Source organism: Sinomonas atrocyanea (genome assembly GCF_030811715.1).
Taxonomy (GTDB): domain Bacteria; phylum Actinomycetota; class Actinomycetes; order Actinomycetales; family Micrococcaceae; genus Sinomonas; species Sinomonas atrocyanea_A.
Genome location: NZ_JAUSRH010000018.1, coordinates 37,629 through 52,944 on the forward strand (window position 1 = coordinate 37,629; position 15,316 = coordinate 52,944).

Below are 15,316 nucleotides of genomic sequence, written 5' to 3' on the forward strand. Positions count from 1 at the left end.
CATGCCCACCACCCGCCGCAAAGTCCGCCGGCTCTCGACCCGGGACAGGATCGTCCTGACCCTCATGGTCGCGGTCCCGACGCTCATCGAGCTCGCCTTCGTCTGGCTGCCCACGCTCTTCTCGATCGGCCTCTCCTTCACCCGCTGGAACGGCCTCGACGTCAACGACATCCACGCCACAGGGACCGACAACTACGCCTTCGTGTTCAAGGACTACCCGCCGTTCTGGCCCGCGGTCCAGCACAACGTCCTGTGGCTCGTCTTCCTCGCGCTCATCGCCACGCCGCTGGGCCTCCTGCTCGCGGTGCTCCTGGACCAGAAGATCCGCGGAAGCCGGATCTACCAGAGCATCTTCTTCGCACCGGTCATGCTCTCCCTCGCGCTCGTCGGCGTCATCTGGCAGCTGTTCTACCAGCGCGACAACGGGCTGCTGAACTTCCTCCTCGGAACTGCGGGGACGCCGTCGGCCGTCGACTGGTTCGGCGACAGCAGCGTCAACATCTGGGCCGCCCTCATCGCCGCGACCTGGCGCCATTCCGGCTACGTCATGCTCCTGTATCTGGCCGGGCTCAAGGGCGTGGATCCGGCCCTGAAGGAGGCTGCCGCCCTCGACGGAGCGAATGCGGCCCAGACCTTCTTCCGCGTCATCTTCCCGGCCATGCGGCCCATCAACATCGTCATCGTGGTGATCACGATCATCGAGTCGCTGCGCGCGTTCGACATCGTCTACGTGATCAACCGCGGCACCAACGGCCTCGAGCTCATCTCGGCCCTCGTCATCCAGAACCTCGTCGGCGAAGGCCAGGTGATCGGCGTCGGCTCCGCCCTCGCGACGATCCTGCTCGTCATCTCCCTCGTGCCGATCACGTTCTACCTCTCGCGCACCTTCGGGAAGGAGGCCAAGGAATCATGACCACGCTCACGACTCCCCGTCTGGCCCGCACCGCCGCCGAGCCCGCGGGCTCGAGGCCCAGGCGCCACTACTCGACCCACATCGTGCTCATCGTCCTGGCCGTCATGTGGCTCCTGCCCCTGGGCTGGTCCCTCTACACCGCCCTGCGGCCCATCGAGTCGACCAACGCCCACGGCTACTTCAGCATCGCCGGCCCGTACAACTTCGACAACTTCGTCACGGCGTGGAACCAGGGCGGGTTCTCGAAGTACTTCTGGAACTCGGCGCTCATCACCGTGCCCACCGTGGTGCTGACCCTGTTCTTCGCCTCGCTCATGGCGTTCGCGGTCAGCCGCGTGAGCTGGAAGTTCAACATCGCCCTGCTCATCCTGTTCACGGCCGGCAACCTGCTCCCGCCCCAGGTCCTCGCGGCACCGCTGTTCCAGATGTTCAAGCACCTCGAGCTGCCGTACTGGTTCAGCGACTCGGGCTCCCTGCTCAACACCTACATCTCGGTCATCGTCGTGGACACGGCGTTCCAGATCGGCTTCTGCACGTTCGTCCTGTCGAACTACATGAAGGCGCTCTCGCACGACCTCACCGAGGCCGCCCTCGTGGACGGCGCCGGGATCTGGACCCAGTACTGGTCCATCATCATGCCGCTGTGCCGGCCGGCGTTCGCGGCCCTTGGCACGCTCGAGGTCATCTTCATCTACAACGACTTCTTCTGGCCCCTGCTGTTCATCCAGAACGGCGACCGCCTCCCGGTGACCACCGCCATCAACAACCTCCAGGGCGTCTTCCTCAGCAACTACAACCTGCTCGCGGCCGGCGCCACCATCACCGTCATCCCGACCCTCGTCATCTACCTCGTGCTGCAGCGCCAGTTCGTGGCGGGCCTGACGCTCGGCTCGAGCAAGGGCTGACGATGCTTGCAGCAGCGCGCCACACCGCAATCCTCGACGCCGTCCAGCGCGAGGGCGTCGTGAAGGTCGCCGACCTCGCCCAGCGCCTCGGGGTCTCCGCGGTCACGATCCGCCGGGACATCGATGCCCTCAGCGACGCGGGACTGCTGACCCGCGTCCACGGCGGCGTCATGGTCCCCGGGGAAGGCGGAACGCACGAGCCCGGCTTCGCCCTCAAGTCGACCCAGAACCTCGAGGCGAAGGAGGCGATCGCCCTCGAGGCCGCGGCCCTCGTCACCGAGGACATGGCCGTGGGGGTGACCGCGGGCTCCACCACCTGGGTGCTCGCCAAGGCGCTCGCCGCCGGGCCCCGCATCACCGTCCTGACGAACTCCGTGCGCGTCATGGAGGCCTTCAGCTCCTCGACGTCCGGCTCGACGGTGCTGCTCACCGGGGGCCAGCGCACGCCGTCGGACGCCCTCGTCGGGCCGCTCGCGACCGCGTCGATCCGCTGCCTCCACCTCGACCTCCTCTTCCTGGGCGTCCACGGGATGGACGAGAACGCGGGCTTCACCACACCGAACCTCCTCGAGGCGGAGGCCAACCAGGCGTTCGCCGCAGCGGCCCGGCGCGTCGTCGTCGTCGCAGACCACAGCAAGTGGGGCGTCCAGGGCATCGGGAGCATCTGCGGGCTCGAGGAGGCGGACTGCCTCGTCACCGACAGCGGCCTGCCGCGCGCCGCGGTCTCGCACCTTCGGGACCGGATCCCCTCGGTGCGGGTCGCGGGCCATCCGGAGAGCTGACCGGCGCTCCCCCGCGCACGACGGCGGCGCCTCGCCCGAGCGGGCGGGGCGCCGCTGCCGCCATGGCCGGCAGGGCCGGGAAGGCGCCCGCTAGGACCTCACGGCAATGTCGCCGACCATGCCCATGTCGTCGTGGAACTCGCAGATGTAGTGCCAGGTGCCAGCCTTGCCGAACGTCCAGGTGAAGTGGTCCGGGCCCCCGCCGGCCTTGGGGAGCAGCGTGCCGGAGTCAACATGCTTCCCGCCGGGCCCGGTGAGCTTGGCGAACGTCACCGTGTGCGGGACGACGCCCTGGTTGGCGCTCATGTCGAACGTCACCGTGGTCCCTGCCCTGATGTGGTCCAGCGACGGCATGAACCGCATGACCATGGCTGTGTCGTCCATGGCTCCGACGAAGACGTGTGTGGCGCTCGCCCTCTCCATCGTCTCGTGCATCAGGGCGTACCCGTCGCGGATGATGTGCCGGCTCTCAGCGTGGGCCCGCCGGTCGTAGTAGGCCTGGCTGTGCGGGAGCGGAGCCCCCTGGTGCCGGACGTGGACCACGATGTTCATCATCTGGCCGTGCAGGATGCAGTAGAACGTGAAGGTGCCGGATTCGGCGAACTTGAGCTGATAGGTCCGAACCGTCGGGACCCCCGGCGTGGGCGGGGCGATCACGCCCGAGTTGGTCCACCGGGCCTTCGGGTCGAAGAGGGGGCCGCCGACCGGCTTGAACGCGTCGGCCTCGAGGTTTGCGATCGAGGTCGGGGGAAGCGGCGGCTTCCCGTAGCTGACGGTGTGGAGTTCGGCGCTGTTGGAGACGAATCGGATCGAGTCTGCCTGGTGGATCCAGATCTCTCCCGGCAGGAATCGCATGCCCTGGATGGCCATGTCCTTCGACTGTTCGCCCACGAGGACGTTCCAGGTCCGTGCGGCAGCGGAACCCGTCCCGGCCTGCGCCGGGGCGGTGCCGAGGAGGCCGATCAGCAGGGTGAGCAGGGCCGTGGCAACCACGGCGGGCGCCCGGAGCCGGGCGCGGGATGACGGTGACATTGGACTGCTCCCGTAATGAAGCAGCGGGCCCGGGCCCTCCCAGCGGGACTCCGGCTCGGCAGCGCCGGCGAGCGGAAAGTGCGGGCCGGCCACGCGGCGTCGTGCGCCTCCAGCGGGGGTGCCGCCGCTTCGGCGCCGAGACCGCGCCGATTCAGGGTGCTGTCCTGTGGCCCCCTCGAGGACACACCACAGGATAGACCCCGGCGTCCGGCCGAGGAAGGGGAATCCGGCGCGGCGCGGGGACGCCATAGAGTGAGTCCATGGCACAGACCCGCGGCACCGTCCTCGTCCTCAACGGCCCCAACCTGAACCTGCTGGGCACGCGCGAGCCGGAGAAGTACGGCACGCACACCCTCGCAGACATCGAGCGGCTGTGCGCCGAGGCGGCGCGGGCCCAGGGGCTCGAGGCCGAGTGCTTCCAGTCGAACCACGAGGGCGCGCTCGTCGACGCGATCCACGCCGCCCGGGGCACGGCGCTCGGGATCGTGCTCAACGCCGGCGCCTACACCCACACCTCGGTGGCCGTCCGGGACGCGGTCGCGGCCGTCCAGCTCCCGCTCGTCGAGGTGCACATCACCAACGTCCACGCCCGGGAGCCGTTCCGGCACCACTCCTACCTGAGCGACATCGCCAGGGCCGTGATCGCAGGGGCCGGGGTGCTCGGCTACCGGTTCGCGATCGAGTACCTCGCGGACCTCACCGCCACCCGCCGGCCGGTCCAGGCCTAGACGGCCCCTCCCGGCCGCGGGCTACTTCCTGGTGCAGACGCCGGGCTGGACCTGCTGGCTGAGACCGGGGGCCTTCGATGCCACGGGGGCGAGCTCCTCCATGGTGATCGCGTAGCCGACGTTCGCCGTGGAGTCGCTCTTGGCGAAGACCACGCCCGTCACGCGCCCGTCGAGCGTCATGAGCGGACCCCCCGAGTTGCCCTGCTGGACGTTCCCGGAGATCTGGTAGACGCTCTTGGGCACCTCGTTGCTGCCGTAGATATCCGGGGCGAGCACCGTCGTCGTGCCCTGCACCACCGCCGGGCGCAGCTGGTAGGGGCCGCCGAGGGGGTAGCCGCCGAACGCGGCCGAGGTGCCGGCGGGGCTCGTGCCGGTCAGCTGCAGCGGTGCGACGTCGAGGCCGTCCACCGCGACGACGGCGAGGTCGTGCACCGCGTCGAAGTACACCACTCGGCCGCTGCGGGCCCCGCCGCCCGGAAGCTCGACGACGGGCTCGCTCACCCCGGCCACGACGTGCGCGTTGGTGACGATCCTCCCGGGGGACACCACGAAGCCGGAGCCGGTCTGGTTCTGGCCGCACTGGTACGCGGTTCCGGTGATCCTGAGGATGGACGGCGCCGCGCTGCGCAGCGCGGCCGTGTCCACGGAGTCCGGGACCTTGACCGGCTGGGCAGGGGCGATGCCCTCGATCAGCTTGGGCAGGCCGTCGCCGATCACGAAGGCGCGCAGGGCGGCCGCCTGCTCCTTCACAGGATCCGGCGTCGCGTCGTCGAGCGTCCGGACCACCGTGGAGCCGGCGATCTGCTGTGTGAGCAGGGGCACGCCCATGCTCGAGACGGTGAAGGCGGTCATCGAGATGACGAGGGCCGCCACGACCACGCTGACCACCCCGCCGAGGCCGCGGTCGACGGCGGTGGCCCCCTTCCAGCGGATCCTGCGGCGGATGCGCTGGCCGAGTGCGGAGCCGACCGCGTTGCCGGCGGCCATGAGGAGGACGGCCGTGATGATGATCCCGACCGCGCGCCACCCGCCCGGCGCGAGCCAGCTGCTCACAAGCGGCACGGCGAAGAAGGCGGCCACGCCGCCGGCCACGAAGCCGAGGATGCCGCTCAGGCTCACGACGAACCCCGCGCGGATCCCGTTGAGGAGGTAGCCCACGAGAACGAGCACGAGGAGGACGTCGAGGAGATTCACCCTCGGCAGTCTACCGACGGGTTCTGACCCCAGACTGGGAGGCCCGCACGCCGCTCCCCCGCGTCCTCGCGCGGGCCCTGCGCTGTGTCGCCTGCCAAGTTCGTCACAAAAGGTCCGCGGTATCTGAAACAATGAGCCCAGCGCAAGCAAGCGAATGCAACTGACACTAGGAGACTGAATTGGACCTCGAGGTACTGCGCCGCGCACCGCTCTTCGCCACGCTCGACGACGAAGGGTTCCGCCTGCTGACGGATGAGCTCACCGAGGTGGACCTGTCCCGGGGCGCGTCGGTGTTCCGCGAAGGCGACCAGGGCGACCAGCTCTACTTCATCGTCTCCGGCAAGGTGAAGCTGGGCCGCACCTCCCCCGATGGCCGCGAGTCCCTCGTGGCCATCCTCGGCCCCGGCGAGCTCTTCGGCGAGATGGCCCTTTTCGACCCGGCGCCCCGCAACGCCACGGCCACCGCCGTCTCCGAGACGCGCCTCGCCGGCCTGAAGAACGAGGCCCTCGTGGCGCTCCTCCGGTCCCGCCCGGAGGTCTCCGCGCAGCTGCTGCAGGCGCTGGCCCGCCGCCTGCGCCGCACCAACGACTCGCTCTCGGACCTCGTGTTCTCGGACGTCCCCGGCCGTGTCGCGAAGGCCCTCCTGGACCTCGCCGACCGCTTCGGCCGCCCGGCGACCGACGGCGTGCTCGTGGCCCACGAGCTCACTCAGGAGGAGCTGGCCCAGCTCGTGGGCGCGTCCCGCGAGACGGTCAACAAGGCCCTGGCCGAGTTCGTCCAGCGCGGCTGGATCCGCCTCGAGGCCCGCGCCGTGGTGATCCTGGACATGCAGCGGCTGCGCCAGCGCTCCCGCTGATCCGCACCGGAACGCGGAAGGAGCCGGACCCGTCGCGGGTCCGGCTCCTTCTCTGTCTCGCGCTGTGCCGGAGTGTGGGCGGCCCGCGCTACGCCTGCTCGGCCGGGCGGCCGACGGCGCGCAGCGCCTCGGTCGGCGGGGCGACGACGGCTCCCGGGGCGCTCACCTCGAGGTAGAGCTGGCCGGCGTCCTCGACGAGCTCGGCCTGGTAGACGTGGTTGCTCCGCTTGATGTTGAGGTAGGCGATGCAGCCCCTGGCCTTGGCCATCTTGGCGAGGATGATCTCGGTGGCCGGGACGAGCAGCTCCGGCAGCGCGAGACCGCGGGTGTCCGGCTCGCCCACCTCGTCGCCCAGGGCGCTCGTCTCCTTCTCCGCCATGAGGGTGGCGGCGCTCACCCACTGGCCCCACACGCCCTTGCTCGGCAGGAGCGTAGGGGTCTGGCCGACGGGAAGCGTGGCGGCGAAGTAGCGGGTGTCGAAGCGCCGGTGCGCGAAGTCCGGCGTCACCCAGTGCACGAGCGAGCGCAGCAGGTCGGTCCGCAGGCCCAGCCCGCGCTTGGCGAGCAGCTCGGCGAAGCCGATCTCCTGGCCGGCGAGGGCCTCGCGCGCACGGACCCAGTCCGCGGTGCTCGTGCCCTCCACCACCACGGACTCGTCTGAGCCGGCCAGGAGCACACCGGTCTCCTCGAACAGCTCTCGGATGGCGGCGACAACGTGGACCCTGGCGAGCGCGTAGTCCTCGGTCCCGAGGACCTCGGCCCACTGGCCCACCGAGGGGCCGAACCAGTCGAAGGAGTCCTGGTCTGCGTTCTCCACCGAGCCCCCGGGGAACGCGACGACCCCGAGGGGCGAGTCGCCCGTGCGGTAGGTCAGCCAGGTCTCGGTGCCGTCGGGGGCGTCCCGCACGAGCGCGACGGACGAGGCGAGGCGGGGTTTGCGCGGGGCCCGGTCGGCTTCATCGAGCCAGCTGCGGGCCGCGCCCTGCAGGCGCTTGGGCAGGGTGAAACGGCGCCTAGGCGAAGTCGGCAATCAGCTCAACCTCCACTGGGGCGTCGAGCGGCAGGACCGCGACGCCGACGGCGGAGCGGGCATGCGTGCCGGCCTCGCCGAAGATCTTGCCGAGCAGTTCGGAGGCGCCGTTGACGACTCCGGGCTGCCCCGTGAACTGCGGGTCGGAGGCGACGAAGCCCACGACCTTGACGATGCGCGTGACGCGGTCAAGGTCCCCAATCTGGGCCTTGACCGCGGCGAGCGCGTTGATGACGCACACCTCGGCGTGCTTCTTGGCGTCCTCGGCGCTGACCTCGGCGCCGACCTTGCCGGTGGCCGGGAGCTTGCCGGAGACGAACGGCAGCTGGCCGGACGTGTAGACGGTCGAGCCGCTCACGACTGCCGGGACGTAGGCGGCCACTGGCGCGGCAACCTCGGGCAGGGTCAGGCCCAAGTCTGCGAGGCGGCGCTCGACGGCGCTGCTCACCTCGGCCTCGACGTGTCCTTCCGCTGTCGCGGCCTGGTCCTGGCTCATGCCTGCTTCTCCCTCTTCATGTACGCGACGAGTCCGTTGCCGCCGGGGCCGGGGACCACCTGCACGAGCTCCCAGCCGTCCTCACCCCACTGGTCGAGGATCTGCTTCGTCGCGTGGACGATGAGCGGCACGGTCGCGTATTCCCAGGCGGTCATGAGGCCAGATTAGCCCCTCCCGTTAGACTGGCCCACATGGCGTCTGGCAAGAACCCTGTCTTTGACACGGCCACCACTCTGGGAAAGATCCTCGCATTCCTCGGTGTGAGTGCGATCTGTGGCGTGCTGGTGGCGGGGCTCATGGTGCCCGCCGCGGCCGTCACCGGCAGCGCGGCCAACGGCTCGGTCCAGTTCTTCGACAGCCTGCCCAGCGAGCTCACGGTCGAGCCGCCGGGGCAGGTCACGAAGATCCTGGCCTCGGACGGCTCCCAGATCGCCACGCTGTTCTCGGAGAACCGCACCAAGGTCTCGCTCGACCAGATGTCCCCGTACATCAAGGACGGGATCGTCGCCATCGAGGACTACCGCTTCTACGAGCACGGCGGCGTGGACACGACCGGCATCCTGCGCGCGCTCGCGGCCAACTTCCGCGGCGGCCGGCAGGGCGCCTCGACCCTGACGCAGCAGTACGTCAACAACGTGATCAACGAGAACCTCGTCGCGCAGGGCAAGGCGGACGAGGTGCTCCTCAACGGCCTGAACAAGGGCGTCGGTGACAAGCTGCGCGAGATGAAGCTCGCGATCGCGCTCGAGAAGAAGTTCAGCAAGGACCAGATCCTCGAGGGCTACCTCAACATCGTGTTCTTCAACGCCAACGCCTACGGCATCGAGGCCGCGAGCCAGTACTTCTTCTCCACGGACGCCAAGAACCTCACGCTGCCCCAGGCTGCGCTCCTCGCGGGCCTCGTCAACAGCCCCTCGATGTATGACCCGACCGTGCACCCCGAGGCGTCGAAGAAGCGCCGCGACCTCGTGCTCGACGCCATGCTGCAGCACGGCAAGATCAACCAGAAGCAGCACGACGACGCCGTCGCGACGCCCGTGAAGACCAAGGTCAACCCGCCCAAGCAGGGCTGTCCGTACGCCCAGACGGCGCAGTACTTCTGCGACTACGTGCTCCACCAGATCCTCAACGACCCGGCTTTCGGCGCCGATGAGAAGGAGCGCACGGCCCGGATCATGCGCGGCGGCCTGACTATCAAGACCACCCTGGACCCGCGCCTCCAGGGCCCCGCCCAGCAGCAGGTGGACTCGACCGCCGGGGCCAACTCGCTCAAGTGGGCGGCCTCCCTCGTGACCGTCCAGCCCGGCACGGGCAAGATCGTCTCGATGGCCCAGAACTCGCGGATGCTGGACGGCCAGGGGTCGAACTTCGTGACCTCGTACAACGTCAACGTCGAACGCAGCGATCCCTCCGGCAACCCGCTCGGCGGCGCCGGAGGCATGCAGCCCGGCTCGACGATGAAGCCCGTGACCCTGGCGGCCTGGCTGACCGAGGGCAAGTCGACGAACGCGGTCGTCAACGCGTCCCAGCGCCGCTACCCCAAGGGCTACCCGTGGAAGACGACCTGCGACCCGGTGGTGGGCTGGTACGACGACACGGTGGAGGGCTCCACCGACCTCCAGAACGACGAAGAGGGCTGGTACCGGCCCATGACGGTGCGCGAGGGAATCTACCAGTCGATCAACACCGCGACCTTCGCCTCCGCCGCCGGCCTGAACGACTTCTGCGACATCCAGCGGGCCGCTGACGCGCTCGGGATGCACGACGGCGAGGGCAACAGCAAGAAGCTCGACCTCCACTACCTCGGCAACCTCCTCGGCGGCATGAACGTGGCCCCGCTGACGATGGCGAGCGCGTTCGCCACCTTCTCGGCCGACGGCACGTACTGCACCCCGATCTCGATCACCGACGTCACCGACGCGCAGGGCAAGCGGATCGGCGGCCAAGCGCCGACGTGCCAGCAGAACGCGATCAAGCCCGAGGTGGCGAGGGCGGCCACGAACGTGCTCCAGGACGTCCTCACGAAGGGCTCCGGCTACAACATCAAGGACGCCGGCGGGAAGACCATCAAGCTGCCCTACCCCGACGCGGCCAAGACCGGTACGAACAACTTCAACAACCAGACCTGGGTGGTCGGGTACACGAAGGGCCTCGCCACCGCCTCCTTCTTCGGAGAGGCGCTGAAGGATCCGGCATCGTCCACCATCGGGCGCGACATCACGATCAACGGGCGCTTCTACAAGTCCGTGGACGGCGCCTTCATCGCCGGCCCGCAGTGGGCGTACTTCATGCAGAAGGCGGCGCCGCTGTACGACAACGGCGCCTTCGAGGCACCGCCGCAGAACCTCATCACCGGCGCGAACACGGACTCGAGCCCGTCGACGTCGCAGCAGCAGGGCTTCCAGCAGCAGCAGAATCCGCAGCCGGCCCCGCCCGTTGCCCCGGCTCCCGCTCCGAAGCCGCAGCCGGTCCAGCCGCCGGCACAGAAGCCCGCCCCCACCCCAGCCCCGCAGCCCACGTCCGGCAAGGGCAAGGGCGGGAACGGCTGAGCCGTGGGTCCAGCAGCAGACACCGCCGCGGCGCACGCCCGGGGCCGGGTGGGCGCCGCCGTGGCCCTTGCCGCGCGGCGGGCTGCCCTCCTCGCCGGGCTCGGCCTGAGCGCGGGCGCCGCCGCCGCGGCATACGGGTGGTGGGAGAAGGACCAGTTCACGCTCCGTGAGGAGACCGTGGCCGCCCTTCCGCCCGGTTCGGGGCCGCTCCGGGTCCTCCACCTGAGCGACATCCACTTCGTGCCGGGCCAGACGGCGAAGGTCCGCTGGCTCGCGGGGCTGGCCGACCTCGAGCCCGACCTCGTGGTGAACACCGGTGACAACCTGAGCCACCCCGACGCGGTCCTGCCGCTCGTCACGGCGCTCAAGCCGCTCCTGCGGTTCCCCGGGGTGTTCGTGCCCGGGTCCAACGACTACTACGCGCCGGTCGCGAAGAACCCGGCGGCCTACCTTCTCGGGCCGTCGAACCGGAAGCCGCTCCCCCGCCGCATCGAGCTGGACTGGCGCAGCCTCTTCACGGCGTTCGGGGCCGCAGGCTGGCTCGACCTGACGAACCGGGCGCAGTCCATGAGCGTGGCCGGCGTCCGGCTCGACTTCTCCGGCGTGGACGATCCGCACCTGCGGCGCGAGCGCTACGCGGGGTGGCCAGTGCCTGTGCCCGGTCCTTCGGAAGGCCCCTCGCTCAGGGTGGCCGTCATCCACGCCCCCTACCAGCGGGTGCTGGACCACTTCACCGATGCTGGGGCCGAGCTCATCCTGGCCGGCCACACGCACGGCGGCCAGATCTGCCTCCCCGGCTACGGCGCCCTCGTCTCCAACTGCGACCTGCCGACCTGGCGCGCCAAGGGCCTCACCCTCTGGGAGCAGGACGGCCGTTCGGTCCCCCTGAACGTCTCGGGCGGGATCGGCACCTCGCGTTTCGCCCCGGTACGGATCGCGTGCCGTCCCGAGGCGGTCCTGCTCACGCTCACCGCCCGCCCGGCGTAGGGTAGTTGCCACAGCTAACTACTTCCTACCCAGGTGTGTGAGCCCCGGCATGCCACAGCGCGCCTCAGTTGACCCCCCGGCACCGACCCCGCAGCAGAGCCCGTACTGGGCCTCCATCGCGCGCCTCGGACCGATCGTCCGCCCCATCGTGCCGCGCCTCGTGATGGGCATGGTCGTGGCCCTGGCCGCGTCCGCGCTCGCCCTGGCCGTCCCGCAGGTGCTGCGGCTCGTCATCGACGAGCTGCTCCGCAGCGGGACCCAGCCTCCGGCTGTGTGGGGAGCGGCCGGCGTCGTGCTCCTCCTCGGCGTGCTCGAGGCGACGATGATCTACCTCCGGCGCGTCCTGGTGATCGAGCCGAGCATCACGCTCGAGCGGCAGATGCGCACCTCGATGTACGACCACCTCCAGGACCTGCCGGTCTCGTTCCACGACCGGTGGGGCTCCGGGCAGCTGCTCTCGCGCTCCGTCGCGGACCTGGGGTTCCTGCGGCGGTGGCTCGCCTTCGGCGCGATCTTCCTCGTGGTCTCGATCAGCACCGTCGCCCTGGGCGTGGTCCTGCTGTTCACGCTCTCGTGGCAGCTTGCGCTGATCTTCCTCGCGGCGGCCGTGCCGATCATGGTGTACGGGGCGATCTTCCGCCGCCGCTTCTCGCTCGCCACCCGGCGCAGCCAGGACCAGGCCGGGGACCTCGCGACCGCGGTCGAGGAATCGGTGCACGGTATCCGTGTCCTCAAGGCCTTCGGCCGCGCCCATGAGGCCCTCGAGGGCTTCGCCGAGCAGGCCCGGCACCTGCGCGAGACGGAGGTCGCGAAGGCTCGGCACCAGGCGCTGTTCAGCCTCGTCGTGACCCTGCTGCCCGAACTCGCGCTCGGCACCGGCCTCGTCACCGGCATCTGGCTCGCCGCCACGGGGCACCTGAGCATCGGCTCGCTCGCTGCCTTCTTCGCGACCGCCGCCGCGGTCGCGCAGCCGGTCGAGGCCAGCGGGATGCTCGTGGGCATGGCGCTCACCGCGAAGACCGCCGTGGACCGGCACTTCGAGGTCATGGACGCCACGAACACGGTGGCCGACCCGGAGCACCCGCGCCACATCGGCACCCCGCGCGGGGAGCTGGCCTTCCGCGGCGTCCGCTTCTCCTACGGCGCTCCCGACGCGCACGACGCCGGCCGCCCGCCGCGCGCCGCCGGCCAGCCGTCGGAGGTCCTCAGCGGAGTGGACCTGCGGGTGCGGCCCGGGGAGACCATGGCCCTCGTCGGGGCGACGGGCTCGGGCAAGAGCACGCTGCTCCAGCTCGTGCCGCGGCTCTACGACGTGGGCGGCGGCGCGGTGGAGGTCGACGGCGTGGACGTCCGGGACCTCCCGCTGGCCGAGCTGCGCCGGCGCGTCGCCGTCGCGTTCGAGGACACGATCCTGTTCTCCTCCTCGGTGCGGGAGAACGTGCTGCTCGGCGCGCCTGCCCAGGCGGGCCCGGAAGCGGACGCCGTGGTGGCCGAGGCCCTCGAGGTCGCCCAGGCCCAGTTCGCGTACTCGCTCCCCGAGGGCCTCGACACCCGGATCGGCGAGGAGGGCCTGAGCCTCTCGGGGGGCCAGCGCCAGCGGATCGCCCTGGCCCGCGCCATCGCGGCGCAGCCGTCCGTGCTGGTCCTCGACGATCCGCTCTCGGCCCTGGATGTCGCCACGGAGGAGCGTGTGTCGGAGGGCCTGCGCGAGGCGCTCGCCCACACGACCACGCTCATTGTGGCCCACCGCCCCTCGACCGTGGCCCTCGCGGACCGGGTGGCGCTCCTGCGCCACGGTGTGGTCGAGGACGTGGGCACCCACGCCGAGCTCCTCGCCCGCAGCGACCACTACCGCTGGGTGATCGCGAGCCTGCCCGAGGGGCCGAGGGATCTGGACAGGGACGAGGAACCCGACCTGGACACCGTCCTCTCCGAGGAGGCCGAGGCCCGATGAGCCGCACCCACACCGGCCCGCTGCCGCAGGGCGGGCAGGGCACCCGCGGCGAGGACGCGGTGGACCTCACGCGCGAGGCGAGCCGCGCCGTCCGCCGTCGTTCGCTCAGGCTCCTGCGGGACCTCGTGCGGCCCGTCCGCGGGCGGCTGTGGGCGACCCTCGCGATGGTCGTCGTCTCCCAGGCGTCCCGCGCGGCGGGCCCGGCGATCATCGCGTTCGGGATCGACCGCGCGCTGCCCGCCCTCGTCTCCGGCGACCCCGGGCAGATGTGGCTCGCCGGGGCGGGGTACGTCGCGGCGGCCCTCGTCACCGGCATGCTCACCGCCGGCTACGTCACCTCGACCGCGAAGCTGAGCCAGGCCATGCTCCTGGACCTGCGCGTGTGGGTCTTCCGGCACACCCAGCGGCTGAGCCTGGACTTCCACGAGACCTACACGTCCGGGCGCATCATCTCGCGGCAGACCTCGGACCTCGAGGCGCTGCGCGAGCTGCTCGACTCGGGCATCAGCTCGCTCGCCTCCGGCCTGCTGTTCATGGCCTTCACCGCGATCACGGTCTTCGCGCTCGACTGGCCCTCGGGGCTCATCATGCTCGCCGCCGCGGTCCCCATGCTGTTCCTCGCCCGCTGGTACCAGGTCCGCTCGCAGCGGGCCTACCGTGCCTCCCGCGTGGTCTCGGCGCGGCTGATCGTGCACTTCGTCGAGACCATGACGGGCATCCGCGCGGTCAAGGCGTTCCGGAAGGAGCGCGCCAACAGCGCCGAGTACGGCCGGCTCGCGGACGACTACGCCGCCGCCACCCAGCGTTCGGTGATGCTCAACGGTGTCTTCCAGCCGGGCCTCGTGCTCATCGGCAACGTCACCGTGGCCGTGATCCTGCTCGTGGCCGCGTTCCGCGTGCTCGACGGCGGGCTGGCCGTGGGCGTCCTGCTCGCCGTGGTGCTCTCGACCAAGCGGTTCTTCTCCCCGCTCGAGCAGATGGCCATGTTCTACAACTCGTTCCAGAGCGCCCAGGCGGCCCTCGAGAAGGTCTCCGGCCTGCTCGAGGAGGTCCCCACGGTGCGCCCGCCGCGGGAGCCCGTGCCGCTGCCGCAGGCCAGCGGGGCGGTCGCGTTCGAGTCGGTCTCCTTCTCCTACGGCTCGGGGCCCGAGATCCTTCCAGAGTTCACCCTGCGGATCCCGGCGGGGCAGACGGTGGCTCTCGTCGGCGCGACCGGCGCGGGGAAGTCCACGATCGCCAAGCTGGTGGCCCGGTTCTACGATCCGACTTCCGGGGCGGTGACGCTCGACGGCGTGGACCTCCGGCGGCTCTCGACCCGGGACCTGCGGCGGGCGGTCGTCATGGTGACGCAGGAGGCGTACCTGTTCTCGGGCTCGGTCGCGGACAACATCGCGCTCGGGCGCCCGGACGCCTCCCGGGAGGAGATCGAGGCGGCGGCCCGCGCGGTGGGCGCGCACGAGTTCATCGCGGCGCTGCCGGACGGCTACGACACAGACGTCACCAAGCGCGGCGGCCGGGTCTCCGCCGGGCAGCGCCAGCTCATCTCGTTCGCGCGGGCGGTGCTGGCGAATCCTTCCGTGCTCATCCTGGACGAGGCGACGAGCTCTCTCGACATCCCGTCCGAGCGCCTCGTGCAGTCAGGTCTCGCCAAGCTACTCGGCTCGGGCCCCGGCCAGACTGGGGGACGGACCGCCGTGATCATTGCCCACCGGCTCTCGACGGTGGAGAATGCGGACCGGGTGCTCGTGGTGGACGGCGGGCGCATCGTCGAGGACGGTTCCCCGGCCGAGCTCCTCGCCGGCGGAGGCCGGTTCGCGGCCCTCCACGGAGCATGGCGGGACTCCCTCGTCTAGGCTGCACTGCAGGGGAAGGAAGGGCGTCCCCGATTT

General features: G+C 70.7%; 14 protein-coding genes. 9 read left to right on the plus strand and 5 right to left on the minus strand.

All coding sequences use genetic code 11. The features are described 5' to 3' along the window. Position 1: 1 nt before the first annotated feature. Genes J2W21_RS19055 through J2W21_RS19065 form a run of 3 tightly spaced genes read left to right on the plus strand, consistent with a single transcriptional unit; the run spans position 2 to position 2,600 of the window. A complete protein-coding gene (locus J2W21_RS19055) occupies positions 2–913 on the plus strand; it encodes a carbohydrate ABC transporter permease (RefSeq protein WP_307116091.1) in 912 nt (303 codons plus the stop codon). Then, positions 910–1,818, plus strand: a complete 909-nt coding sequence (locus tag J2W21_RS19060; protein ID WP_307116092.1) for a carbohydrate ABC transporter permease — start codon at positions 910–912, stop codon at positions 1,816–1,818. Before J2W21_RS19055 ends, J2W21_RS19060 begins: the two co-directional genes overlap by 4 nt. 2 nt (positions 1,819–1,820) lie before the next feature. After that, on the plus strand, positions 1,821–2,600 hold the full coding sequence (locus J2W21_RS19065; RefSeq protein WP_307116093.1) for a DeoR/GlpR family DNA-binding transcription regulator: 780 nt from the start codon (positions 1,821–1,823) through the stop codon (positions 2,598–2,600). Between the two features lie 90 nt (positions 2,601–2,690). On the opposite strand, the gene J2W21_RS19070 is transcribed toward J2W21_RS19065, so the two are convergent. Beyond that, entirely contained in the window at positions 2,691–3,632 is a 942-nt protein-coding gene (locus tag J2W21_RS19070; RefSeq protein ID WP_307116094.1) for a cupredoxin domain-containing protein, read from the minus strand. A gap of 260 nt (positions 3,633–3,892) precedes the next feature. On the opposite strand from J2W21_RS19070, the gene aroQ reads away from it, so the two are divergent. Beyond that, positions 3,893–4,360, plus strand: a complete 468-nt coding sequence (gene aroQ / locus J2W21_RS19075) for a type II 3-dehydroquinate dehydratase (protein ID WP_307116095.1) — start codon at positions 3,893–3,895, stop codon at positions 4,358–4,360. Positions 4,361–4,381: 21 nt separating this feature from the next. Here aroQ and J2W21_RS19080 read toward each other — a convergent pair whose 3' ends face one another. Next, complete coding sequence (locus J2W21_RS19080; protein WP_307116114.1) at positions 4,382–5,563, minus strand: MarP family serine protease; 1,182 nt, start codon at positions 5,561–5,563, stop codon at positions 4,382–4,384. A 170-nt stretch (positions 5,564–5,733) separates the two neighbouring features. Between J2W21_RS19080 and J2W21_RS19085 the strand changes: the two genes are divergently transcribed. Next, the gene (locus J2W21_RS19085; protein ID WP_066500145.1) at positions 5,734–6,411 is read left to right on the plus strand and encodes a Crp/Fnr family transcriptional regulator; all 678 of its coding nucleotides are present in this window, start codon (positions 5,734–5,736) and stop codon (positions 6,409–6,411) included. An 88-nt stretch (positions 6,412–6,499) separates the two neighbouring features. Here the strand turns inward: J2W21_RS19085 and J2W21_RS19090 are convergent, their stop codons facing one another. From J2W21_RS19090 to J2W21_RS19100, 3 genes are read right to left on the minus strand one after another with little or no spacing between them, the layout of a single operon-like run. Further along, the gene (locus J2W21_RS19090) at positions 6,500–7,441 is read right to left on the minus strand and encodes an NUDIX hydrolase (RefSeq protein WP_307116096.1); all 942 of its coding nucleotides are present in this window, start codon (positions 7,439–7,441) and stop codon (positions 6,500–6,502) included. Next, complete coding sequence (locus tag J2W21_RS19095; protein WP_307116097.1) at positions 7,425–7,937, minus strand: RidA family protein; 513 nt, start codon at positions 7,935–7,937, stop codon at positions 7,425–7,427. Before J2W21_RS19095 ends, J2W21_RS19090 begins: the two co-directional genes overlap by 17 nt. After that, a complete protein-coding gene (locus J2W21_RS19100) occupies positions 7,934–8,092 on the minus strand; it encodes a DUF4177 domain-containing protein (protein ID WP_084249599.1) in 159 nt (52 codons plus the stop codon). The genes J2W21_RS19095 and J2W21_RS19100 overlap by 4 nt, the downstream gene beginning before the upstream one ends. Before the next feature lie 36 nt (positions 8,093–8,128). Between J2W21_RS19100 and J2W21_RS19105 the strand changes: the two genes are divergently transcribed. The 4 genes from J2W21_RS19105 to J2W21_RS19120 are packed head-to-tail and all read left to right on the plus strand — an operon-like array spanning position 8,129 to position 15,280. Then, entirely contained in the window at positions 8,129–10,486 is a 2,358-nt protein-coding gene (locus J2W21_RS19105) for a transglycosylase domain-containing protein (protein ID WP_307116098.1), read from the plus strand. A 48-nt stretch (positions 10,487–10,534) separates the two neighbouring features. Next, on the plus strand, positions 10,535–11,473 hold the full coding sequence (locus tag J2W21_RS19110) for a metallophosphoesterase (protein ID WP_307116115.1): 939 nt from the start codon (positions 10,535–10,537) through the stop codon (positions 11,471–11,473). Between the two features lie 49 nt (positions 11,474–11,522). After that, positions 11,523–13,427: an ABC transporter ATP-binding protein gene (locus J2W21_RS19115; RefSeq protein ID WP_307116099.1), complete on the plus strand. Its 1,905-nt coding sequence runs from the start codon at positions 11,523–11,525 to the stop codon at positions 13,425–13,427. After that, positions 13,424–15,280: an ABC transporter ATP-binding protein gene (locus tag J2W21_RS19120; RefSeq protein ID WP_307116100.1), complete on the plus strand. Its 1,857-nt coding sequence runs from the start codon at positions 13,424–13,426 to the stop codon at positions 15,278–15,280. The genes J2W21_RS19115 and J2W21_RS19120 overlap by 4 nt, the downstream gene beginning before the upstream one ends. The last annotated feature ends 36 nt before the right edge of the window (positions 15,281–15,316 follow it).